Origin of the sequence: Kineosporia sp. NBRC 101731, assembly GCF_030269305.1 — a bacterium.
Classification (GTDB): domain Bacteria; phylum Actinomycetota; class Actinomycetes; order Actinomycetales; family Kineosporiaceae; genus Kineosporia.
This window is the reverse complement of record NZ_BSTC01000001.1, coordinates 653,355-675,266: the sequence shown is the minus strand read 5'-3', so window position 1 is coordinate 675,266 and position 21,912 is coordinate 653,355. Positions and strand designations below refer to the sequence as shown.

The 21,912-nt window shown below is 68.5% G+C and carries 20 protein-coding genes; 11 read left to right on the top strand and 9 right to left on the bottom strand.

Annotated elements, in window-relative coordinates; all coding sequences use genetic code 11:
• The first annotated feature begins 97 nt into the window (after positions 1–97).
• The 4 genes from QSK05_RS02920 (at position 98) to QSK05_RS02905 (ending at position 3,626) form a co-directional block, all read left to right on the top strand.
• Complete coding sequence (locus QSK05_RS02920) at positions 98–889, top strand: IclR family transcriptional regulator (RefSeq protein WP_352300223.1); 792 nt, start codon at positions 98–100, stop codon at positions 887–889.
• A 40-nt stretch (positions 890–929) separates the two neighbouring features.
• Positions 930–1,334, top strand: coding sequence for an allophanate hydrolase-related protein (locus QSK05_RS02915; protein ID WP_285593601.1), 405 nt, complete (start codon positions 930–932; stop codon positions 1,332–1,334).
• A 79-nt stretch (positions 1,335–1,413) separates the two neighbouring features.
• On the top strand, positions 1,414–2,676 hold the full coding sequence (locus QSK05_RS02910) for a glucarate dehydratase family protein (RefSeq protein ID WP_285593599.1): 1,263 nt from the start codon (positions 1,414–1,416) through the stop codon (positions 2,674–2,676).
• Positions 2,677–2,684: 8 nt separating this feature from the next.
• The gene (locus tag QSK05_RS02905) at positions 2,685–3,626 is read left to right on the top strand and encodes a 2-hydroxyacid dehydrogenase (protein ID WP_285593597.1); all 942 of its coding nucleotides are present in this window, start codon (positions 2,685–2,687) and stop codon (positions 3,624–3,626) included.
• Between the two features lie 121 nt (positions 3,627–3,747).
• Here QSK05_RS02905 and QSK05_RS02900 read toward each other — a convergent pair whose 3' ends face one another.
• Genes QSK05_RS02900 through QSK05_RS02880 form a run of 5 tightly spaced genes read right to left on the bottom strand, consistent with a single transcriptional unit; the run spans position 3,748 to position 9,121 of the window.
• Positions 3,748–4,743 carry an ABC transporter ATP-binding protein gene (locus QSK05_RS02900; protein WP_285593592.1) on the bottom strand — a complete coding sequence of 332 codons (996 nt, stop codon included), beginning with the start codon at positions 4,741–4,743 and terminating at the stop codon, positions 3,748–3,750.
• Positions 4,740–5,717 carry an ABC transporter ATP-binding protein gene (locus QSK05_RS02895; RefSeq protein WP_285593590.1) on the bottom strand — a complete coding sequence of 326 codons (978 nt, stop codon included), beginning with the start codon at positions 5,715–5,717 and terminating at the stop codon, positions 4,740–4,742. Before QSK05_RS02895 ends, QSK05_RS02900 begins: the two co-directional genes overlap by 4 nt.
• Before the next feature lies 1 nt (position 5,718).
• Positions 5,719–6,678: an ABC transporter permease gene (locus tag QSK05_RS02890; RefSeq protein WP_285593589.1), complete on the bottom strand. Its 960-nt coding sequence runs from the start codon at positions 6,676–6,678 to the stop codon at positions 5,719–5,721.
• Positions 6,675–7,604, bottom strand: a complete 930-nt coding sequence (locus tag QSK05_RS02885) for an ABC transporter permease (protein WP_285593587.1) — start codon at positions 7,602–7,604, stop codon at positions 6,675–6,677. Before QSK05_RS02885 ends, QSK05_RS02890 begins: the two co-directional genes overlap by 4 nt.
• Complete coding sequence (locus QSK05_RS02880) at positions 7,601–9,121, bottom strand: ABC transporter substrate-binding protein (RefSeq protein ID WP_285593585.1); 1,521 nt, start codon at positions 9,119–9,121, stop codon at positions 7,601–7,603. Before QSK05_RS02880 ends, QSK05_RS02885 begins: the two co-directional genes overlap by 4 nt.
• A 223-nt stretch (positions 9,122–9,344) precedes the next feature.
• On the opposite strand from QSK05_RS02880, the gene kdgD reads away from it, so the two are divergent.
• The 6 genes from kdgD to QSK05_RS02850 all read left to right on the top strand — a co-directional run bounded on the left by kdgD (position 9,345) and on the right by QSK05_RS02850 (position 15,499).
• Positions 9,345–10,256 carry a 5-dehydro-4-deoxyglucarate dehydratase gene (kdgD, locus tag QSK05_RS02875; protein WP_285593583.1) on the top strand — a complete coding sequence of 304 codons (912 nt, stop codon included), beginning with the start codon at positions 9,345–9,347 and terminating at the stop codon, positions 10,254–10,256.
• Position 10,257: 1 nt separating this feature from the next.
• Positions 10,258–11,850, top strand: a complete 1,593-nt coding sequence (locus QSK05_RS02870; protein WP_285593581.1) for an aldehyde dehydrogenase (NADP(+)) — start codon at positions 10,258–10,260, stop codon at positions 11,848–11,850.
• A gap of 185 nt (positions 11,851–12,035) precedes the next feature.
• A complete protein-coding gene (locus tag QSK05_RS02865; protein WP_285593579.1) occupies positions 12,036–13,403 on the top strand; it encodes an enolase C-terminal domain-like protein in 1,368 nt (455 codons plus the stop codon).
• A 19-nt stretch (positions 13,404–13,422) separates the two neighbouring features.
• Entirely contained in the window at positions 13,423–14,355 is a 933-nt protein-coding gene (locus tag QSK05_RS02860; protein WP_285593577.1) for a 2-hydroxyacid dehydrogenase, read from the top strand.
• Between the two features lie 24 nt (positions 14,356–14,379).
• Positions 14,380–14,754 (top strand): universal stress protein, encoded by a 375-nt coding sequence (locus QSK05_RS02855; RefSeq protein WP_285593574.1) that lies wholly within the window; start codon positions 14,380–14,382, stop codon positions 14,752–14,754.
• A gap of 43 nt (positions 14,755–14,797) precedes the next feature.
• Positions 14,798–15,499 (top strand): phosphate-starvation-inducible PsiE family protein, encoded by a 702-nt coding sequence (locus QSK05_RS02850; RefSeq protein WP_285593572.1) that lies wholly within the window; start codon positions 14,798–14,800, stop codon positions 15,497–15,499.
• On the opposite strand, the gene QSK05_RS02845 is transcribed toward QSK05_RS02850, so the two are convergent.
• From QSK05_RS02845 to QSK05_RS02835, 3 genes are all read right to left on the bottom strand, one after another.
• Entirely contained in the window at positions 15,496–15,984 is a 489-nt protein-coding gene (locus tag QSK05_RS02845) for a GNAT family N-acetyltransferase (RefSeq protein WP_285593570.1), read from the bottom strand. The two genes, QSK05_RS02850 and QSK05_RS02845, sit on opposite strands and share 4 nt — an antisense overlap.
• Positions 15,985–16,062: 78 nt before the next feature.
• Positions 16,063–17,979, bottom strand: coding sequence for a metallophosphoesterase (locus tag QSK05_RS02840; RefSeq protein ID WP_285593568.1), 1,917 nt, complete (start codon positions 17,977–17,979; stop codon positions 16,063–16,065).
• Between the two features lie 222 nt (positions 17,980–18,201).
• The gene (locus tag QSK05_RS02835; RefSeq protein ID WP_285593565.1) at positions 18,202–19,044 is read right to left on the bottom strand and encodes a universal stress protein; all 843 of its coding nucleotides are present in this window, start codon (positions 19,042–19,044) and stop codon (positions 18,202–18,204) included.
• Between the two features lie 231 nt (positions 19,045–19,275).
• On the opposite strand from QSK05_RS02835, the gene QSK05_RS02830 reads away from it, so the two are divergent.
• Positions 19,276–19,917 carry a response regulator gene (locus tag QSK05_RS02830; RefSeq protein ID WP_231483225.1) on the top strand — a complete coding sequence of 214 codons (642 nt, stop codon included), beginning with the start codon at positions 19,276–19,278 and terminating at the stop codon, positions 19,915–19,917.
• A gap of 44 nt (positions 19,918–19,961) precedes the next feature.
• Here QSK05_RS02830 and QSK05_RS02825 read toward each other — a convergent pair whose 3' ends face one another.
• Positions 19,962–21,500, bottom strand: a complete 1,539-nt coding sequence (locus QSK05_RS02825; protein WP_285593560.1) for an acyltransferase family protein — start codon at positions 21,498–21,500, stop codon at positions 19,962–19,964.
• Positions 21,501–21,912: the final 412 nt, after the last annotated feature.

Below are 21,912 nucleotides of genomic sequence, written 5' to 3'. Positions count from 1 at the left end.
GTCCACGTATGTGGACAGCGCTCTGTTATCGTTTCGCCTCTCACCGAGAGGAGCGCCCGTGTCCACAGCGTTGTCGAGCTCGGGAAGCCCTGAAGAGATGTCCGAGCCCGCTGGTGTTCGCGAGGTCAAGTCGGCCGCGCGCACCGTCGAACTGCTCGAGCACCTGGCCGCGCGGCAGAATCGCCCCGCCCGGCTGCGGGAACTCAGCGAGGCGCTCGGAGTGCCGCGCAGCAGTTTGCACGCGCTGCTGCGAACCCTGGCCAAGCACGGGTGGGTCCGCGCGGACCCGACCGGGACGCTGTACGGCATCGGCATCCGGGCGCTGCTGGCCGGTACCAGTTACCTCGACACCGATCCCTATCTGCCGCTGGTGCTTCCGGTGCTCGACGAACTGCGCGAACAGCTCGACGAGACCTTTCATTTCGGGCGCCTGGACGGGCCGGACGTGGTCTACCTGGCCACCCGCGAATCCAGTCAGTACCTGCGCCCCTACAGCCGGGTCGGACGACGTCTCCCGGCCTACAGCACGTCGCTGGGCAAGTCGCTGCTGAGTGCCCGCACCGGTTCCGAGCTGGACGAGCACCTTCCGGCCTCACTGGAAGCCCTGACGGCGCACACCATCACCGACCGTTCGGCGCTGGAGAAAGACCTCGAGGAGACCAGGCAGCGCGGCTATGCCGTGGACAACCAGGAGAACAGCCTCGGGCTCAAGTGTTTCGCCGTGCCCCTGCGCTATGCCGAACCCGCGGTGGACGCCATCAGCGCCTCCGTCCCGATCGCCCGGCTGAACCCGCAGCGCGAGGCCGAGGTGATCCAGGCCCTGCGCAACGCCGGTGACCGGATCAGCCGCGTCATCACCCCGGTCTCTGTCAACAACGCCTGGGTGTGAACCTCTACGCTCGGCTTTTCAGCCGAGCGTAGGGATAACGATGAACCTGGTCAGAATGTTCGTGAACGGGCAGGGCATGCAGGGCGGGGAGTTCAACGACGCCTTTGCCGGCGCCACCTTCCTGGGCGAGGTCGACACCGCCCCGCAGTACCGGTTCTTCTCGGTCCGTGACGTGTTTCCCGGGCTGCACCCGGTCGCCGAGGGTGGCCGGGCGGTTCCCGGCGAGCTCTACGAGCTGCCCTATCTGATGCTCGCCCGGGACCTCCTGCCGCGGGAACCGGAAGAGCTGGAGCTCGGCATCATCGAACTGGCCGACGGAACCGGCTCGCTGTCCATGCGGATGCGCGAAACCGCCCTGGATGCGCCGGGTGTGGTGGACATCAGCGACGCCGGCGGCTGGCGCGCTTACCTGAAGAGCCAGAACCTGCCCTTCGGCCGACCCTGAACCGTCTACCAGCGTGACCCTTGTCCACGCATGTGAACCGTGCCAGGATGCTCGGGACGTCTCCCGATGAAGGGTTGCCATGTCCGAGCTGATCTGTGCCGTCCGTGTGACGCCGGTGGCCTTCCGGGACCTTCCGCTGCTCAACAGCGTTGGCGTGCACGAGCCGTTCGCCCTGCGCACGATCGTCGAGGTGGTCACGGCGGGAGGGCAGTACGGGCTCGGTGAGACCTACGGTGACGAGCCCCATCTGCGGCGCATCGAAAAGGCCGCCGCCGCGCTGGTCGGCACCGACATCTTCGACCTTCACGAAATACAGCGCCGCGTGATCGTTTCCCTGGCCGACGACCGTCAGGTCGGCGGGCACGGCATGGCCGGCATGGTGACCACGTCGTCCACCAGTGACCGGGTACTGTCGCCGTTCGAGGTCGCGGCACTCGATCTTCAGGGCAAAATGACGGGACGCCCGGTGAGCGATCTGCTCGGCGGCGCGGTTCGCGACCGGGTGAGTTTCACGGGTTATCTGTTCTACAAGTGGGCCGGACACCCGGGCCAGGACGACGACGCGTGGGGAGCCGCACTCGACCCCGACGGGTTGGTGCGGCAGGCCCGGAAAATGATCGACGAGTACGGCTTCTCATCGATCAAGCTGAAGGGCGGGGTGTTCCCCCCGGACCAGGAGGTGGCCGCGATCAGGGAGCTGCGGAAGGCCTTTCCCGACATTCCGCTGCGCCTGGACCCGAATGCCGTCTGGACCGTTCCCACCTCGATCAAGGTCGGGCAGGACCTCGAGGGTGTTCTGGAGTACCTCGAAGACCCGACCGCGGGCATCCCCGGGATGGCCGAAGTGGCCCGCGAGGTGCCGATGCCCTTGGCCACGAACATGTGCGTGGTGGCGTTCGGCCACCTGCAACCGGCTGTGCAGCAGGGTGCCGTGGGTGTGGTGCTCTCGGACCACCACTTCTGGGGCGGGCTGCGGCGGTCGCAGTCGCTCGCCGCCATCTGCGACACTTTCGACCTCGGTCTGTCGATGCACTCGAACTCGCACCTGGGCATCAGCCTGGCCGCGATGGTGCATCTGGCCTCCGCCACACCGAATCTCGACTACACCTGCGACACCCACTGGCCGTGGAAGCGCCCCGAGGACGACGTGATCGTCCCCGGTGTGCTGGGCTTCGCGGACGGCGCGGTGAAAGTACCGACGACACCCGGTCTGGGCATCGAACTCGACCGTGACGCACTGGCCCGCATGCATCAGCAGTACCTGGACTCCGGCATCCGCAACCGCGACGACACCGGCTACATGCGCAGCGTGAACCCGCAGTGGAAGGCACCTCTCTGGTGAGGGTTCTGGTGACCGAGCCGATCCTGCAGCGGTTCCGTGAGGTACTGACCCGGAATCGTTCCCATGAGTGGGTGTTCGTCCAGGGCCTACCGAACGCTCTGGAGGCCGCCCCCGGGACCGACGTACTCGTCGGCGTCTCCGCACCCGCCGAGTTGATCCGGGCCTGTGGTCCGAGCCTGCGACTGGTCCAGGTCACCGGGGCCGGCGTCGACAAGGTTGCTGCACTACCCCCACAGGTTCTGCTGGCCAACACCTTCCATCACGGTCGCTCGATCGCCGAACACGTGGTGATGGTCTCGATGATGCTGCTGCGCCACGTGCCCAGGGCCGGCCGGGAACTCGCCGAGGGCCGGTGGCGCACGGTGATGACCGATCCCGCGGTGCCCTTCGGGGGCGTTCTGGCCGGTCGCACCATGGGTATCGTCGGGTTCGGCGAGATCGGCTCGCAGGTGGCTGTTCTCGCGCGGGCTCTGGGTATGCACGTGAGGGCAGTGCGACATTCGGGACGCCCGTCACCAGCCGTCGACTGGATGGGCACCTCCGGTCAGTTGCCCGAGTTGCTGGGTTCTTCCGACATCGTCGTGGTGACGGTGCCCCTGGGCGAGGCCACGCTCGGTCTGATCGATGCGCAGGCCCTGAAGCAGATGAGGGCCGACGCCATCCTCGTCAATGTCGCGCGAGGAGCGGTGGTGGACGAGCAGGCCCTGCACGACGCACTCTCCCAGGGCACGATCGGCGGGGCGGCCATCGACGTCTGGTGGCGCAATCCGCGCGACCCGGACGCTCCCCCGCCCTCTCACCTGGATTTCACCGGCTTCGACAACGTGGTGCTGACCCCGCACCAGTCCGGGCACACCGAGGAGACCTTCCGTGGACGGGTGCTCGACGTGGTGGCGAACGTCGAGGCACTGGCGGCCGGGCAGCCCTTGCGGAACATCGTCACCGCGTAGCGCTTGCCGCACCGGCGACGTGCCCGTGGTGTCCTGATCGTCGAGGACCCAGGCCTCAGGAGCGAGGCCTCTTGAGAAGGGTGGACGACAACGAGACCGCCAGTGTCGTCGTCCACCCTTCTCACGCAAGAGCTAACTGCTGCGGTGTCTGCATCGGGTGATGACATTCGGCCCCGTGATCGGCCGATTCCGGATCCTTGACCAGGGGCGGAGCCGTCGAGGCGCAGATCTCGGTCGCCTTCCAGCAGCGGGTGCGGAACCGGCAACCCGACGGCGGGTTCAGGGGTGAGGGGATCTCGCCCTGGAGCAGGATCCGCTCCCCGCGGTCGGCCTCGTGCAGCTTCGGCGCGGCCGACATCAGGGCAGCCGTGTAGGGGTGGCGGGGCCGGTCGAACACCGCCTCGGTCGGGCCCTGTTCGACGATGCGCCCGAGGTACATCACGGCCACCCGGTCGGCGACGTGCCGCACCACCGAGAGGTCGTGCGAGATGAACACGTACGCCACACCGAGCTGACGTTGCAGGTCGTTGAGCAGGTTCAGCACCTGGGCCTGCACCGACAGGTCGAGCGCGGAGACCGGCTCGTCACAGATGATCACGTCGGGCTGCAGGGCCAGGGCCCGGGCGATGCCGAGCCGCTGCCGCTGGCCGCCGGAGAACTCCTGCGGGTACCGGTCGGCGTCGGACGGGCGAAGTCCCACCAGGTGCAGCAACTCCCGCACCCGGGCGGCCCGGTCGCGGGCGTTCGCGTACATGTGCCGGTGGGTCTTCCACGGCTCGGCGATGATCTGACCGGCCGTCATCCGGGAGTTCAGTGAGCCGTACGGGTCTTGGAACACCATCTGCACCCGGCGTCGCCAGGCCAGCAGGTCCTTGCCCCGCAGCCCGAATGGGTCGGTGCCGTCGAACCGCACGGTGCCGCCGTCCGGCTTCTCCAGCATGAGCAGCGTGCGGGCCAGAGTCGACTTGCCACAGCCGGACTCCCCCACCAGCCCGAGGGTCTCGCCCTTGCCGAGCTGTAACGAGATACCGTCCAGGGCCTTCAGCCGGCCCCGGCGGGCACCGTCCTTCACGTCGAAGGTCTTGGTCAGTTCGTTGACCTCGAGCAGGTTGCTCATCGGGACACCTCCTCGGAGTAGTGACAGGCAGCGGCCCGGCCCACCGCCACCTGGTGCAGCACCGGCCGTTCGGCGACGCACCGGTCCTGCGCCAACGGGCACCGGGCCTGATAGACACAGCCGGAGGGGATCGAGGCCAGATCGGGCGGCGTACCCCCGATCGAGGCCAGTTCCGACCCTCGGGCGACGTGGACCGGCACCGATTCGAGAAGGCCCTTGGTGTAAGGATGTTTCGGATCGGAGAAAACTTCCGCGACGGCGCCGGTCTCGAGCACGTGCCCGGCGTACATCACCACCACCTTGTCTGCCTCCTCCGCGACCAGGGCCAGGTCGTGGGTGATGAGCACCACGGCCATCTCCCGCTCGTTGCGCAGTTCCTTGAGCAGAGCCATGATCTGTGCCTGAACGGTGACGTCGAGTGCGGTGGTGGGTTCGTCGGCCAGCAGCACCGTGGGGTTGAGCGCCACGGCCATGGCGATGAGCAGACGTTGCCGCATACCCCCCGAGAACTGGTGCGGATACGCGTCCACCCGTGATTCGGGGTGGGGTATGCCGACCCGGCGCATCAGCTCGATGGCCTCGGCCCGGGCCGCTTTCGACGACATCCGGCGATGAATCCGGAACGGCTCGGCCAGCTGGGTACCCACGGTGTAGACCGGGTTGAGGGCGGTCAGTGCGTCCTGGAACACGATCGCCAGCTCGGGCCCCGCCATCGCCCGGCGCTGACGACGCGAGGCCGTGACCAGGTCGGTGCCGTTGAGCACCACCGAGCCACTGCTCACCGACGCGACCGGATCGAGCAGTCCGACGATGGCCTGGGCCGTCATCGACTTCCCGCAGCCGGACTCTCCCAGCAACGCCAGGGTCTCTCCCTGGACGGCGTCGAAGCCGACCCCGTCCACGGCACGCAGCCGGCCGTTGGGAGTCTCGATATCGACGGTCAGGTCGTTGACGCTCATGACAGCGGTGGACATCTCACTGCACCTCCGGGGTGAGGGCCTTCTCGACAGCCCGGCGATGACGACGGCCCCGGGGCAAGGTCAGCCGCCAGCGCTGGGCCGGATCGGTGGCCAGCCGGGCCCAGGAGGCCAGGATCGTTGCCGAGACGGTGGTGATCACGATGGCCAGACCCGGGAAGAAGGAGAGCCACCAGGCGGTCTGGAGATAGGTACGCCCCTGCGCCACCATCAGGCCCCAGCTCACCGACGGCGGCTGGATGCCGATCCCGAGGAAGCTCAGCGACGACTCCGACAGCATCACGAAGCAGAAGTCGAGTGTGGCCACGGTCAGCAGCGTGGGCAGGACGATCGGCAGCACGTGCCGGAAGATGATCGCGGAACTGCGGGTGCCGAACGTGCGGGCTGCGTCCACGAAGAGCCGGCTCTGCAGCTCGGCAGACTCGGCCCGGGCGGTGCGCAGATAGATCGGGATCCGGGTGATGGCCAGCACCAGAATCAGGTTCGCGGAGCTGGGCGAGAAGATGTACAGCACCACGACGGCCATGAGCAGCGACGGGAAGCTCAGGATGATGTCGGCGATCCGCATCACCACGGTCTCCCGCCAGCCCCGGTGATACCCGGCCCACATCCCGATCAGCGAGCCGATCACCAGCGACAGCAGTACCGCCGGCACGGCCACCGAGAGTGTGGTGCGACTGGCCACGATCAACCGGGCCAGCACGCTGCGCCCGAGGGCGTCGGTGCCGAGCACGTTCAGCCAGCCGTCGGAGAGGCGGAACGGTTCGGCGTTGGCGTCGAGCAGGTTCTGCTGCGCCGCCTCGTCCCCCACGAGCATCGGGCCGAAGACGGCCACCAGCACGATGAAGGCCAGGACGAGCGCGGCGCCCGTGGCCACCCAGTCCCGCAGCAACAACCGCCAGAGCGAGATCTGATGGGAAACCTTCTGCTCGGACGTTGTTTCCAGGACAGCGGTCATGCCGACACCTTCTCCCGGACCCGGGCATCGAGCAGTGCGTAGCCGATGTCGATGAGGATGTTGAGAACGAAGATGGACACCGCGGTGAGCAGGACGCACGCCTGCAACACGGCGAAGTCGCGACCGAGGATCGAGTCGATCATCAGCTTGCCGATACCCGGCCAGCCGAAGATGGTCTCGACCACCACGGCACCGTTGACGAGGCCCACCATCAGGTCACCAGCCACGGTGAGGGCGGGTGCCGCGGCGTTGCGCAGGGCGTGGTGAGTGACGACGCGCAGGTCACCGGCCCCCTTCGAGCGGGCCAATCGCACGTAGGGCGCCGACAGCGCACTCACCATCGCGCCCCGCACCACCTGCGTGAGCACGCCCAGCGGACGGATCACCAGTGTCGCCACCGGCAGCACCCACGAGGCCATTCCCCCGGTCACTCCCGAGGTGGGCAGCCAGCCCAGCCCGACGGCGAAGATCCAGACGCCGATGATGGCGAACCAGAAGTCCGGCACGCTGGCCGCGGTCATGGACAGGAAGCTGGAGATCCGGTCGGCGATCGAGTTCGGCCGGTAGGCGGCCCAGCTGCCGATGATCACGGCCCCGACCACCGCGATCAGCATGGTCGAGAACGCCAGCTGGAGCGTGGCCGGGAAGGCCCGCAGGGCCATGGTGGCCGCTGACTCCCCGGTGCGCAGCGACTCGCCGAAGTCCAGATGCAGGATGCCCCAGAGGTAGTCGCCCATCTGGGCCCAGACCGAGTCGTCCAGGCCGTTCTGCTCGATGAACTGCTGACGTTGCTCAGGAGTGGCGGAGACCGGCAGGTAGAGGTTGGCCGGGTCACCGGTCAGCCGGGCCAGGAAGAACACGCCGAGCAGAACGGCGATGAGCGGTAGCAGACTAGTGATCGCCCGGCGGCGCAGGAATCCGGTCATGACACGGGACTCATCTCTGCGAGCCGCATCTCGTCACCGGTCGCCGAGTCCGGCTGGTACGAGACGCTCGCGGACTTGGCCAGGATCGCGCTCATGTGCGCGATGTAGGCGTACTGGACGACCTTCTCCTGCTCGTACGGCCAGAGTTTCTCGAAGGCCGCCTGCCGTTCGTCACCCTTCAGCGCCTCGGCGTCCCGGATCGACGCGTCGAACTCCTCCGTGCCCCAGGAACTCTGGTAACCCTCCCGGAGCATGTACTGGTCCAGCGTGAAAGCCGCGTCACCGGCCTGGTTACCGTGCATGATCATCAGCAGGTACGGCCCGGTGTCCTCGGGGAAGGGCCGGATCTGATAGGTCAGCTGGGTGTTGGTGTCCATCATCTGGATCTTGACGTTGAGACCGGCCTTGGCCAGCTCGCTCTGGATCACCTCGATGGTCTCCGCGATGCGCGGGAACTGCCCGGTGCGGGCGATCAGCCGGATCTGGTTGTCGACCGGGACCCCGTCCGCCTTCGCCTCGTCCACCAATTGTCGTGCCCTGGCCGGGTCGTACGGCCAGACCTTCTCGTCGGGGTTGTACCCGACGATGCCCTCCGGGATCAGTTCCCCGGCCGGAGTGGCCAGGTTCTCGAAAAGCGTCCTGACCAAAGTGTTCCGGTCGATGACGTAGTTGACCGCCTGGCGCACCCGGATATCGTCGAGCGGTGGCTCGTCGGCCTGGATGCGCAGCGCCGTGGTCTCGTTGTTGCGGTAGGCCACGGCCAGTTCCCCGGCGCCGTCCTCGGGCGCCAGGCTGGTGGCGATGTCCGCCTCGCCGTTGGCCACCATGGCCGCCCGCACGCTGCCCTCGGCCCGCCAGACGTAGTTGACGCTCTGGTACCCCGGCTGGCCGCCCCAGTAGTTCGGGTTGGCCTCCAGCGAAAGCCGCTGCCCGCTCTGCCAGTCGGCCACCTCGTAGGGGCCGGTCCCGATCGGGACGCGCACCTTCTCGGTCGTACTGGTCTTCGTGGAAACCATTTCGACGAACGAGAGACGCAGCGGGAGGATCGGGTCGGGCTCGGGAGTGGTGACGGTCAGCGTGGTGTCGTCCACCGCCTTCACATCGAGGTCGGTGTCACCGAAAACATAACCCTCGACCTCGCATCCGAGGTCGGAGTTGACCGCCCGATCGATCGTGAAGGCGGCCGCCTCGGCATCGAAAGGAGTTCCGTCGGTGAACGTGACGCCCTGCCGCAGGGTGAACGTCCAGGTGTCGTCGGTGGTCTGCTCCCATGCGGTGGCGAGTTTCGGCCCCAGATCACCGGTATCGGCGTCCCGCTCGACGAGCGGCTCGGTGATGTTCGACCGGAGCACGATCCCGGTCGAGGTCAGCGAGCTCTGACAGGCCTCCAGCGTCGGGGGCTCCTCGGGCAGCACGATCCGCAGGCCACCCGCACCCCCGCCGGTGACGTACTCGGAGTTGGCGACGGTGCAGCCACTGACGATCAGGGCCGCCCCCAGAACAGCGGCGATCAGCATGGGCTTTCGGGGAGATGGTGGGCTCAACATTGAGTTCCTTCCCAGCCGTCCACGGATGTGAACACGATCTGGATTCGTAGACGTACCGTAGGTGCGCTCCTTTGTGACGTCAACCACTGAGCGGCGATGCCCTTCGGGTATCGATCCATGCCGAACGAGGCTTGGACAGGTATCGAGAAGGCTGCCTAGCGTGGACGGAACCCACGACTTTCTGGAGCCGTCGATGTCTCGTTATTCGCCCACCGAACTGCGTGATGCCCTCGGGTCGGGCCTGCTGTCGTTCCCGGTCACGCACACCGACGCCGACCTGGCCCTGGACGAGAAGGGACTGCGGGAACACCTGCGCTACCTGCGGGAGTACGACGCCACGGGTCTGTTCGCGGCGGGCGGCACGGGTGAGTTCTTCGCGCTCACCCCGGCCGAGGTCGAGCGGGTGGTGAAGATCAGCACCGAGGAGGTGACCGAGGTGCCGGTGGTCGGGCCCGCCGGCTACGGCACGGGCATCGCCGTCGAGATGGTGCAGGCGGCCGACCGCTCCGGCGCCGACGGCATCTTCCTGCTGCCGCCCTATCTGACCGAGATGACGCAGGAGGGGCTGTACCAGCACGTGGCCCGGGTCTGCTCGGCGACCGACCTCGGTGTCGTGGTCTACCACCGCGCCAACGCCAAGTTCGTCGCGAGCACGGTGACCCGGCTGGTCGCGCAGTTCCCCAACTTCATCGGTTTCAAGGACGGCATCGGCGACATCGACCTGATGGCCAACCTCTACGCCACCCACGGCGAACGGCTGGTCTACGTCGGTGGGCTGCCCACGGCCGAGACCTACGCGCTGCCCTACCTCGAACTGGGCGCCACCACGTACTCCTCGGCCATCTACAACTTCGCACCGCAGTGGGCGGGAGAGTTCTACCGCTCCGTGCGGGCCCGCGACCGCGACGACGTGTACCGCCGACTGCGCGAGTTCGTCTTCCCCTACCTGGAGATCCGCAATCGCCAGGCGGGTTACGCGGTTTCCATCGTCAAGGCGGGTCTGCAGGCCGTCGGCCGCCCGGCCGGCTCGGTTCGTCCGCCGTTGGTCGACCTCACCGCCGAGGAACTGTCCGACCTCACCGACCTGGTCAAGAAGGTGGTCTGAGATGTCCCCCGTGGAACTCACCGGCGAGATGCTGATCGGCGCCTCGAGCGTCTTCGGCAGCTCCGGCACCTTCACCGGCCGCGACCCGCGCACGGGTGAAGATCTCAAGCCGGTCTACGGTCTCGGTGACCAGGCTCAGGTCGAGCAGGCGGCCGGGCTCGCCTGGGACGCCTTCCGTACCTACCGCCAGACCGACGGCGGGCCCCGGGCCGCCTTCCTCGATCGCATGGCGGCGAATCTCGAGGCCGTGGCCGGGGAACTGGTGACGCGGGTGGTCACCGAGACCGGCATCGCCGAACCCCGGGTGCGGGGCGAGCTGGCGCGCACCGTCAACCAGTTGCGGTTGTTCGGCCGGGTCCTGCGGGAGGGCAGCTGGATCGGAGCCCGGATCGAGCCGCCGCTGCCCGACCGCAAACCGCTGCCCCGTCCAGATCTGCGTCAACGCAAGATCCCGCTGGGCCCGGTCGCCGTCTTCGGGGCCTCGAACTTCCCGCTGGCGTTCTCGGTGGCCGGTGGCGACACCGCGTCCGCCCTGGCCGCCGGCTGCCCGGTCATCGTCAAGGCTCACAGCTCACACCCGGGCACTTCGGAGATCGTCGGCCGGGCCATCCGGGCCGCCGTCGCCGAGTCCGGTCTGCCGGAGGGCGTCTTCTCCCTCCTCTACGGGAGCGGACCGGAACTGGGCACCGCGCTGGTGGCCGATCCTCGCATCCGGGCGGTCGGTTTCACCGGTTCCCGCGGCGGGGGCCTCGCCCTCGCCGCCACCGCCGCGGCACGTCCGGTGCCCATTCCCGTCTACGCGGAGATGTCGAGCGTCAACCCGGTCTTCCTTCTGCCGGGTGCCCTCTCCGACGATCCGGGTGCGCTCGGCGCCGCCTTCGTCACCTCGCTGACCACCGGCACCGGGCAGCTGTGCACCAACCCCGGTCTGGTGTTCGCGTTCGATTCCCCGGCCCTGGAGACCTTTCTGGAGTCAGCCGCGGCTGCGGTCAGCACTGCACCGGCGGCCCCGATGCTGAGTCGCGGCATCTGCTCGGCCTTCTCGGAGGGCGTGCAGCGCTACGCCGCCCATCCCGCGGTGCGGCAGGTCGCCGCCGGCACCCCCGACGAGAACATCGACGCCGCGGGCGTCACCCATCTCTTCACCACCACGGGTTCGGCCTTCCTGGCCGACAAGTCCCTGCACGAAGAAGTTTTCGGGGCGGCTTCCCTGGTGGTCAGAATGGGGGACGCATCTGAGCTCCCGTTGATCGTGGAGGCGCTGGAGGGACAGCTCACCGCCACGATCCATGCGCGCGCGACCGACCTGCACCTGGCCGGGCAACTGCTGCCCGAGCTCGAGCTCAAGGTCGGCCGGATCATCTTCAACGGCTGGCCGACGGGTGTGGACGTGGGTCAGGCCATGGTGCACGGCGGCCCCTACCCGAGCACGTCCGACGGGCGCAGCACCTCGGTCGGCACGCTGGCGATCGAGCGGTTCCTGCGGCCGGTGGCCTACCAGGACCTCCCGGAACCCCTGCGCCCGGCGGGCCTGGACGACGCCAACGAGCTGGGCATCTTCCGCCAGCTGGACGGCACGTACGGCCGCGACTGAAGAACACCCCCTTGCCGTGATCATGCAAAACCTCCCCAGCGTTCTAGAACTGTGGCCGAGAGAGTTCTAGAACTCCGGGGGGCACCTCCCGGCCGAAGACTGGGGGATTTGCATGATCACGGACGAAGTGCAGGGGCGCGGTATCGGCGTATCGACGGATTCTGGCATCGGCGAAAAGGGTTGAGATGAGTGAGGACGAGGGCGTCCGGCATTCCGGGAAGGGTTCCGCCACCGGGGTTCCCGTCGTCACCGGGCTTCGGGTGGTGCCGGTGGCCGGGCGGGACAGTATGTTGCTGAACCTGAGTGGTGCGCACGGGCCGTATTTCACGCGCAACGTGGTGATCCTGACCGACTCGGCGGGTAACACCGGGCTCGGGGAGGTACCGGGTGGTGAGGCGATCCGGGCCACGCTCACCGACAGCGCCCCGTTCGTGGTCGGGCAACCGATCAGCCGGTACCACGCGGTGCTGCGGCAGGTGCGCGCGGCGTTCGCCGACCGGGACTCCGGCGGCCGGGGCCTGCAGACGTTCGACCTGCGCACCACCGTGCACGTGCTGACGGCCCTGGAGTCGGCGATGCTCGACCTGTTCGGCCAGCACCTCGGGGTGCCGGTGGCCGACCTGCTCGGTGAGGGACAGCAGCGCGACACCGTGCGCATGCTCGGGTACCTGTTCTTCGTCGGCGACAGCGACAAGACCGATCTGCCGTACCGGAAGGCGGACCGGGGTGACGACTGGGAACGGCTGCGCGACCGGGAGGCCCTGACCCCCGAGGCCGTGGTGGCCCTGGCCGAGGCCGCCCAGCAGCGTTACGGCTTCACCGACTTCAAGCTCAAGGGCGGCGTGCTGCCGGGACCGGACGAGGTCGACGCCGTCATCGCCCTGCACGAGCGGTTTCCCGACGCCCGCATCACGCTCGACCCGAACGGGGCCTGGCCGCTGCGCGACGCGATCGAGTACTGCCGCCGGATGCGCGGGGTGATCGCCTACGCCGAGGATCCGTGCGGGGCCGAGGCGGAGTACTCCGGACGCGAAGTGATGGCCGAGTTCCGCCGGGCCACGGGTCTTCCCACCGCCACGAACATGATCGCCACCGACTGGCGCCAGCTCGGCCACGCGATCAGCGCTGGTGCCGTCGACATCCCGCTGGCCGATCCACACTTCTGGACCATGGCCGGCTCGGTGCGGGTGGCCCAGCTGTGCGAGGCCTGGGGGCTGACCTGGGGCTCCCACTCGAACAACCACTTCGACATCTCGCTGGCCATGTTCACCCAGGTCGGGGCGGCGGCACCCGGTGAGATCACTGCACTCGACACGCACTGGATCTGGCAGGACGGTCAGCGTCTCACCCGGCAGCCGCCGGTGATCGAGAACGGCCTGATCAAGGTCCCCGCCGCACCCGGACTGGGTCTGGAGCTGGACGAGGACCGGCTGGCGGAGGCCCACGAGCTGTACCGGCGGGGCTGCCTCGGCGCGCGCGACGACACGATGGCGATGCAGTATCTGATCCCGGGCTGGTCGTTCGATCCGAAGCGACCGGCGCTGGACCGTTGACCCGATCAGGAGTTTCAGAATGACCGTGTTGCAGGTCGGAACGCTCAAGCCGTCACTGGCCCAGACCCTGGAGCGCCGTCACCGGGCGATCCCGCTACCCGACCACGACCGCGACGGCTTCCTGGCCGAGCACGGTGAGGCCGTCACGGCGATCGTCACCTCCGGCCGGTTCGGGGTGTCGGCCGACCTGATGGCGAAGCTGCCGCACCTGGGCGCGATCGTGAACTTCGGCGTCGGGTACGACACCACTGACGTCGACGCCGCCCGGGAGCGGGGCATTCTGGTCAGCAACACGCCCGACGTACTCACCGACTGCGTGGCCGACACCGCCGTGGGTCTGTTCCTGGACGTGATGCGGGGATTCTCCGCCGCCGACCGGTTCGTGCGGGCCGGGAGCTGGCCCGCCGAGGGCAACTTCCCGCTCACCCACCAGGCCAGCAACCGCCGGGTCGGCATTCTCGGGCTGGGCCGCATCGGCAGCGCGATCGCCCACCGGCTGACCGCTTTCGGCTGCACGATCAGCTACCACAACCGTCGCCCGGTGGAGGGCAGTCCGTACGCCTACCGCGCCGACCTGGTCGAGATGGCCCGCGAGGTAGACGTTCTGGTGGTGGCGGCGGCCGGTGGCCAGAGCACGGCCGGTCTGGTCAGCCGCGAGGTACTGACCGCGCTGGGCCCCCAGGGATACCTGGTCAACATCGCCCGGGGCAGCGTGGTCGACGAGGAGACCCTGGTCGAGCTGTTGCGGGAGGGGAAGCTGGCCGGGGCCGGGCTCGACGTCTTCGAGCACGAGCCGAAGGTGCCGTCGGCCCTGTTCGCTCTCGACAACGTGGTGCTGCTGCCGCACCTGGGCAGCGGCACGGTCGAGACCCGCGGCGCCATGGAAGACCTCACCCTCGCCAACCTCGACAGCTTCCTGCACTCCGGAACCGTGCTGAATCCCGTCTATTGAGAGCTACCGAGAGGGAGATCGTCGATGAGCATCGTCGTCGGGTACTGGCCCACCGCCGAGGGACGCGCCGCGCTGCGGCACGGCGTGGACGAGGCCCTGCACCACCAGACCGACCTGCTGGTCATCAGTGATCCGGGCGATGCGCCGGCGCGCGACCAGGACGCGAAGGCGGCCGAGGCGTCCGGGGTCACCGTGACCACCCGGAACGCCTCGGACGCGGGGATGGCCGCCGAGCTCATCGACGCCTCCTACGTGGAGGGCATGACCCTGCTGGTGTTGGGGCTGCGCCGCCGCTCCCCCGTGGGCAAGCTGCTGCTCGGCAGCATCTCCCAGCAGGTTCTCCTCGATGCCCAGTGCCCGGTCGTGGCCGTCAAGCCGCACGTCAGCGCCGTGGGGTGACTGTCGGGTAGCGAAGATCGACTCCACCGCCGAGACTCAGGACATGCCCAGCACAGGACAGCCAGGACAGCGCGGACAGCGCGGCCGCAGCACCACGCAGCAGGTGGACAAGGCCATGGACGGCGCCATGAACGGCGTCGACGGCTCGAGCCACCGGATCGCGAACATCGGTGAGCGCATCCTGCGTCTGGCCGAGGACGCGGTCTACGTGTGTGTGGCCGGGCTGCTCGTGGTCGGGGCGGTGGTGCTGCTCTTCGACGCCGCCACCGCGCTCGGGACGATCGGCGACGGCGCGGACACGGCGGTGCTGTCGCTGCTCGACCGCCTGCTGCTGGTCTTCATCCTGGTCGAGCTGATCTTCGCGGTGCGGATGACGCTGTCGCGCCGGGAGATCGTGGCCGAGCCGTTCCTGATCGTCGGCATGATCGTCTCCATCAAGGAGATCATTCTGCTCTCGGTCGAGGTGGCGAACGTGCTGGAGGGCAAGCCGACCACCGAGGGCACCAAGGACCCGACCGCGTTCGCCCTGCAGATCGCCCTGCTCGGGCTGCTGGTGATCGTGCTGGCCGTCAGCGTGCTGCTCCTGCGCATGAAGGAACGTGAGCCGGTCGAGGGCGAGCGCAACCAGCAGTACGACGAGCCGCCGGCCGGTGTCGGGCCGGTGCCGGAGAACGCCCGCGACGAGAACCGCGACGGCAAGACCCACGAGGCCGGCGAGAACGCCGGGCCCCGCCCTAGGGCCTAGAACTTCTGGTACATCACGTGCAGGCCGACCAGACCGTGAGCTCTGCTGTCGAAGGCCTCCGGCACGATCCCGATGGTCTCGAACCCCAGTGAGTGCCAGAGCTTCACGGCTACGGTGTTGGTGTCGACCACGGCGTTGAACTGCATGCCGTGGTATCCGGCGGATCGGGCCCAGTCGAGCACGTACAGCCCCAGGGCCCGGCCCACACCCTGACCCCGGGCCTTCGACGAGACCATGAAACTGGCCGTGGAGACGTGCGATCCGCGGGCCGGTCGGTTCGGACCGGAATGGGCCGTGCCGAGGATCGTGCCGTCGTCGGCGACCGCCACCACGGTGATCGACGGTGCGGGCCCGACCCACACCTGGCGGCACTCCGGCTCGGTCCAGTCGGGATCGTAGGCATAGGTCTCACCGCCGTCGATCACCTCCCGGATGATCGCGTACACGGCCGGCCAGTCGGCGTCATCGAAAGCGCGGATCTTCATCGGCCCAAACTACAAAATGGAGGCCCCCCAGCGGGTGGGCACCATCGGCGCCCACCCGCGTCCTCAATTCACGAAGGCCTACGGGGAAGCCGACTCACTGGGGCTGGGATTGGTGGCCGCGCTCGGCGTTGTGCCCCCGGCCGTGGCGGCGATCGACGCGTCACCTGCCTCGTCGGCCGTGCTCACCGGATCGGGGGTGATCTCGTCCGGTGTGGCCAGCGACTCCTGGGTCAGCTTGGCGGTCGACCAGTCCTGCACGGTGGCGAAATTCGTGGCGCTGGCCGGGACCGGGTCGCCCACGCCGGCATCGGCGGAGCAGGTGCGATCGTCTTTGATCGCCTGCGGCTCGAAGTAGTGAACGTCGAAAGCCGAGTTGTTGCCGTAGGAGTCGGCCCGGGTCTGGTCGGGCAGGGCCGGGTCGGCCAGCTGGTAGCGGATGATCCGGGTGTACTGGCAGTTCGTGCCCACCGAGAGGATCGAGAACTCCATCGGGTCACCGGCATCGGCCAGCAGACCGCCCAGGCCGGTGGTGCCCTCGACCAGCCGGATGTGGCCCCGGTCGCTGCGCTGCAGGTCGTCAGTGTCGTTCTGGTGGTGCACGTGGCCCGACGAGGTGGCCCGCACCGACTGCCCGAGGGTGGCGGCCATGGCATCTGCCATCACCGGCTCATGGGCCAGTAGCAGGTCGAAATACGTGTCGCGGTTCAGGTTCTGTACCGCCGTGGTGGCCGCCGCGGTCTCCAGCCGGGTGACGATGTCCACATTGTCGGAGCCCGCGTCACCGCTCGCCCCGTAGGTGCGCGGGTCTCCGACTCCGTACACCTGCAGGCCCATCGCGGTGACGACCTCCTGGTCGAGCACCGTGACGCCGGGGATCTCGGCCATCCGCCGGGCGACCGGGCCCGAGTCGTGGTTGCCCTTGATCCAGATCATCGGGGTCTTCTCGGTGATTCGCCGGATCGAGGCGACGTAGCTGTCGGTCAGCTCCCGGGTGTTACCGACGAGCGTCTCGTCCCCGTTGTTGACCAGCAGCTTCACGTCGTTCGCGTCGATGTACTCCTGCAGGTAGTTGTAGATGTCCCGGCGGTGCACGTCGGAGATGAACATGACGTTGTAGGCGGTGGCCGGGCTCTCCTGGGAGGTGGCCGGCGGCTGGGTCAGCGCGTCCTGCAGGCGCAGCACCGCGCGCACCTTGTCGGCGGCGCCGGCGTCCCGCGCGTCCAGGGCGGCGAGTTTGTCCGGGGTGGCGGCAATGTCGGCCAGCAGACCGGTCACGGCGTACCGCTGCCACCAGTCCGAGCGGTAGGTGGCCCCGATGGTCCCGCTCAGGGCCACCACCGCCACCAGGGTCGAGGTGCCGACCAGCGTGCCGGTGGCGGCCAGGCGATGACGGCGCGACCCCGCTCGCACCGGGTCGTTGTTCGCCAGCACCGAGATCGCGCCGTCGACGATCAGGTCGCCGATCAGCGCCCCCACGATCAGGCCGACGATCGCGGCGAGAACGAAATGCAGCAGCATCGCCGGCACCTCGTCCTCCAGCTGGGACCGGAACTCGGCGGTGAAGGCAGCGCCCCCGTTGGTGGCCTCGCGCACCGCGTCCAGGTCGATCCGGGGGGTCACGTGCAGGCCGACCGGCACCGCGGTGACATCGCGGAACTGCAGCGATCCGAGGCTGGAGTCGACGGTGATGCCGCGGTGGGCCGGGGTGACCGAACCGCTCACCACCACGTCGACGTTCGCGACCGTGGACCGGTAGGGGTAGACCGAGACGGCGATGGCGGCCACCGCCAGTGCAGCCAGCAGCGAGGCGGTGAAGCGCGCCGCGGCCCGGACCGGATGCTCCGTACGGCGGAACATCTGCCGCACGGTCCACCGGCGCACGGTGGAGGCATGCCGACGGGCCCGGCTCAGGACGGAGGTCGGCCGAGCGGGCTCGGTGGGGTCGGTGGACTCGGCCGGCGGGGTGGACTCGGCAGACGCATCGGGCTCGGACATCGACTCGAGGCTAGCCGGGTGGGCGAAGATCGTCGCGCCGAAAGCCCGAGGTCACCGTATGTGGATCCACTGAGGACCGTACGGGTGATACCGGCCCCGCTCTTCAGTTCCGGAGCGTGTATCGCCGATCACCCGAGCGTGAACGGCCCTTCCCGGTTCGTGATCACCACGCTGGACATGCCCGGCCTGCCCCACCAGCAAGGGCAGGCCGGGCATGAGCTCTCAGGACATCGACGACGAGACCGGCAGCTCGCGCGGCACGGCGAGCACCGGGCACGGCGGCTGCATCAGCACATCGCGGCTGACCGACTCACGAATCGGCCGGAAGAGCTCACCCGGGCGGCTGCCGACCACCAGAAGTTCGGCGCTGCGACCGAGTTCGGCCAGTGCCGCGCCTGGGTCACCGGTGGTGCGGACCACGTTGAACTGCACGCCGGGCAGGCTGCTCACCGAGTCATGCACCCTCCAGCCGACGTTTCTGTGACTGGGCTCGACGTGCAGCACCTGCAGTTCGTAACCGCGGCGCCGGGCCTCCTCGGCGGCCGTCTTCACCACCTGGGCGTCGGACTCGTGCGAGCCCACGGCCGCCAGGATGAAGGGGTTGGTACCGGGCAGACGGGTGGGCATGTCCTCCGGAACCACCAGCACCGGGCACCTCGCCGCCCGGACCAGCCCGGCACTGACCGAACCCGGTTCGGAGGCCCGGGCCTGGTGCCGTCCGGCCGCTCCGATGACCAGCAGCCGGGCGGCGCTGATCGGGAAAGCACCGGGCTTGATGTCCTCGTCGTCCAGGCAGTAACCACTGATGCTGGGCAGGGGATAGCGCAGACGCAGGGCCTCGACCGCGTCGGTCAGCTGGCGCCAGGCCGCGACCACGCCGGGGGCGTCGTCCTGGTACGACCCCCGCGCATCGTGCCCCCCGGACGAGCGCCGGCGCAGGTCGGTGATGAGTGTCAGCGGCAGATGACGTCGCTCGGCTTCCTGTGCGGCGCGGTCGAGCAGCCGGGTGTGCTGCCAACGGCCGTCGAATCCGGCAACGATCCGTGGTGTGTGTTCACCGTTCATGGCCCTCTCCCCTCTGTCGAACCGATGCGAACCGCGATATAAGAATCCGCTGCGTTACCACAGCAGATCAGAGGCGCTGGACATCGGGGGTTCGGGACCAAGGTCCCGTCACACTCCGCGTTTGGGGGTCGAACGACTTTCGACCATCCCCGACACACGCGGATACGGTGGGGGCCAAGAGGCTTTTCCGCAACAGGCGGAAGGCATCGCAACGAAGGCGAGGAGAGGGCTGTGATCAGGGTCTTCCTGCTCGACGACCACGAGGTCGTCCGGCGTGGGCTGGTCGCCCTTCTGGAGGCGGCCGGGGACATCGAGGTGGTCGGTGAGTCCGGCTCCGCCCAGGAGGCACAGCGACGCATTCCCGCGCTACGCCCCGATGTCGCCATCCTCGACGCCCGGCTTCCCGACGGCAGCGGCATCGATGTCTGCCGTGAGGTGCGCTCGGCCGACCCCAACATCAAGGCCTTGATCCTCACGTCCTACCAGGACGACGAGGCACTGTTCAGCGCGATCATGGCGGGTGCCGCAGGGTACGTGCTCAAGCAGGTGCGCGGTACCGACCTCCTCGACGCGGTGCGCACCGTGGCCGCGGGCCAGAGCCTGCTCGACCCGGCGGTCACCCTGAAGGTGCTCGAACGTATCCGTAACGGTGAGAAGCCTTCCGAGCCCGACCAGCTGGCCGCCCTCACCGCTCAGGAACGCCGCATCCTCGAGTTGATCGCCCAGGGCATGACCAACCGGCAGATCGGTGAGACGTTGTTCCTGGCCGAGAAGACGGTGAAGAACTACGTGTCGTCGCTGCTGGCCAAGCTGGGTGTGGAGCGCCGCACGCAGGCCGCGATCCTGGCCACGAAGCTCATCAAGGGCAACTGACTTTACTGAAAAGGCCCGGGAATCAGTGGATTCCCGGGCCTTTCCTATGCCTTCGAGGGAGCTGGGGCCGACCGGGCCATCGGCAACCGGAAGGCGACCCAGCCCGCGTCCTTGAATCCCAGGGCCGGCTTCTCCACGAGTTTCCAGCTGAGCAGGGCGACCACTGCCGCCGCGGCCAGCCCGGCCGGCGCGAAGACCCAGACGCCGTAGGTGGCGAGGCCCAGGAGGTTGAACACCTGCAACAGAGGCCAGTGGTACACGTACAGCCCGTAAGAGATGTCGGTGCGCGGGTCCGGAATCCTCAGTCGCGAAACGGCCAGTGCCAGGCAGAGATAGCCGAACGCCGGGCCGGCCAGCACCCGGTAGTCGTCGAAGAACGCGACCCCGGCGACGACCACGCCCACGGCCGCGAGGGTGAGCCAGCGACTCATCGGCACCTGGTGGGCGTACAGGTACAGCACGGAGCCGATCAGGAACATGAACGACAGCCGCAGGATCCGCTCCTGGCCGAGGTACACGATCTGGTAGTCGTTCAGCACCGTGACCACCCACAGGGCCCCGACGGCGCCGAGGGTCATGACCGGCCGGCGCCGCAGCCCGCCGAACACTCCCAGCGCGATGATCGACGCGTAGCAGGCGGCCTCGTAGAACAGCGTCCAGAGCGAACCGTTGAGCACACCGGTCATCTCAACATCGCTCGGCAACCCGGAGACACCCCACTGCCTCATCAGCAGCGCGGCGTTGCGGATCACGTAGTCGACCGCCGAGTCCTGGCCGTTGATCAGCGTTCTCATCGGCACGTCCTGCAGCCAGGCGATCAACGGGGCGATCAGCGTGGCGGTGACCACGAGGCACACCCAGAAACCCGGCACGATCCGCAGGAACCGGTGCCAGGCGTAGCGGCGCACCGAGTCCAGCCGCAGGAAACTACCGACCAGCAGGAAGCCGCTCAGCACGAAGAACGCGTCCACGCAGAGCTCACCGAGCTGCGTGCCGGCGAACTGCGGCTGCCAGCCGTAGCCGATCTCGGTGGCGTGGGTGACGCCGACCGTCAGAGCCAGGACCAGCCGCAGCAGACCGAGGTGGTTGTGGCGCGGGCTGAAGCGGGTCCCGAGTGTCTTGGGGTCGGCACCCCGGCGGTGAGGACGAGGGTCACGACGTCGCAGGGTCCCCCGGGTCACGTGCAGGGCGGCGGCGCGGCGGGACCGGCGCGGCGCCGGTTCGGAGTGCTGCTCGCGCAGTTCCCGGCGCAAGGGGAGTTGGGTGGTGGGCGCCGTGGGCGGGCCCAGCTCCGGATCCTTCCGCGGCGTGCTCGCCGGGGTGTTGCTCGCCGGGGTGTTGCTCGCCGGGGTGCCGTTCAGAGGCCCGATGCCGGTGATCGGGGAGGGCGGATCCGCCGGGCCGAAAATCTGCGGGTAGCCCCAGCCAGCCTCCTGCAGGTTCCCGGCCAGGCGTTTCTCGGTGTCCGCGTCGTCGGTGGCGCCCTCGACCACTTCGTCCACCATGACCGCACCGGAGCCCTCCGGAGCGGGCCGGGCCGTCTTGACGGCCTCCTTGATCACGGGGATCTGCCCGGTCGCCAAGGAGGCTCCCGTGACGGGACCGGCGTCGAAGTCCCGCCGGGGACGTACGGGGAGCGGGGTTGGCTCCTGGGAAACCAAAGTTCCTCTCCCTCCGGCCTGCCTGAGGCCGTACACATGCGGACGCACGGACCGGGGGAATTCGTCATTCCCCGGTGAATCACACGCCCATCTCGGAAAATTTCTGGGCCTCCACCACTGGCGGCCCGCCGGAATGGTGCTGCGCCGGGCGATAGGAGGAAATCAAGGGGTCATAAACAGGCGCCCAACCCGAAAAACCCGATTCAGCACCCGCCGAACCATGACCGGGCGTCGCATCGTTGCTGCACAGAGCGTTGATCCGCAGGTCAGGACCAGGTCCGGAGATTCGTCACGGACAGGTCCCATCCAGGGTTGCCGCGAGCATGCTCACATT

Bases quoted from the DNA above. Each gene is read 5' to 3' on its own strand.
- QSK05_RS02920 (WP_352300223.1), top strand. From the start codon at position 98: ATGTCCGAGCCCGCTGGTGTTCGCGAGGTCAAGTCGGCCGCGCGCACC.
- QSK05_RS02915 (WP_285593601.1), top strand. From the start codon at position 930: ATGAACCTGGTCAGAATGTTCGTGAACGGGCAGGGCATGCAGGGCGGG.
- QSK05_RS02910 (WP_285593599.1), top strand. From the start codon at position 1,414: ATGTCCGAGCTGATCTGTGCCGTCCGTGTGACGCCGGTGGCCTTCCGG.
- QSK05_RS02900 (WP_285593592.1), bottom strand. From the start codon at position 4,743: ATGAGCAACCTGCTCGAGGTCAACGAACTGACCAAGACCTTCGACGTG.
- QSK05_RS02895 (WP_285593590.1), bottom strand. From the start codon at position 5,717: ATGTCCACCGCTGTCATGAGCGTCAACGACCTGACCGTCGATATCGAG.
- QSK05_RS02890 (WP_285593589.1), bottom strand. From the start codon at position 6,678: ATGACCGCTGTCCTGGAAACAACGTCCGAGCAGAAGGTTTCCCATCAG.
- QSK05_RS02885 (WP_285593587.1), bottom strand. From the start codon at position 7,604: ATGACCGGATTCCTGCGCCGCCGGGCGATCACTAGTCTGCTACCGCTC.
- QSK05_RS02880 (WP_285593585.1), bottom strand. From the start codon at position 9,121: ATGCTGATCGCCGCTGTTCTGGGGGCGGCCCTGATCGTCAGTGGCTGC.
- kdgD (WP_285593583.1), top strand. From the start codon at position 9,345: ATGTCTCGTTATTCGCCCACCGAACTGCGTGATGCCCTCGGGTCGGGC.
- QSK05_RS02870 (WP_285593581.1), top strand. From the start codon at position 10,258: ATGTCCCCCGTGGAACTCACCGGCGAGATGCTGATCGGCGCCTCGAGC.
- QSK05_RS02865 (WP_285593579.1), top strand. From the start codon at position 12,036: ATGAGTGAGGACGAGGGCGTCCGGCATTCCGGGAAGGGTTCCGCCACC.
- QSK05_RS02860 (WP_285593577.1), top strand. From the start codon at position 13,423: ATGACCGTGTTGCAGGTCGGAACGCTCAAGCCGTCACTGGCCCAGACC.
- QSK05_RS02855 (WP_285593574.1), top strand. From the start codon at position 14,380: ATGAGCATCGTCGTCGGGTACTGGCCCACCGCCGAGGGACGCGCCGCG.
- QSK05_RS02850 (WP_285593572.1), top strand. From the start codon at position 14,798: ATGCCCAGCACAGGACAGCCAGGACAGCGCGGACAGCGCGGCCGCAGC.
- QSK05_RS02845 (WP_285593570.1), bottom strand. From the start codon at position 15,984: ATGAAGATCCGCGCTTTCGATGACGCCGACTGGCCGGCCGTGTACGCG.
- QSK05_RS02840 (WP_285593568.1), bottom strand. From the start codon at position 17,979: ATGTCCGAGCCCGATGCGTCTGCCGAGTCCACCCCGCCGGCCGAGTCC.
- QSK05_RS02835 (WP_285593565.1), bottom strand. From the start codon at position 19,044: ATGAACGGTGAACACACACCACGGATCGTTGCCGGATTCGACGGCCGT.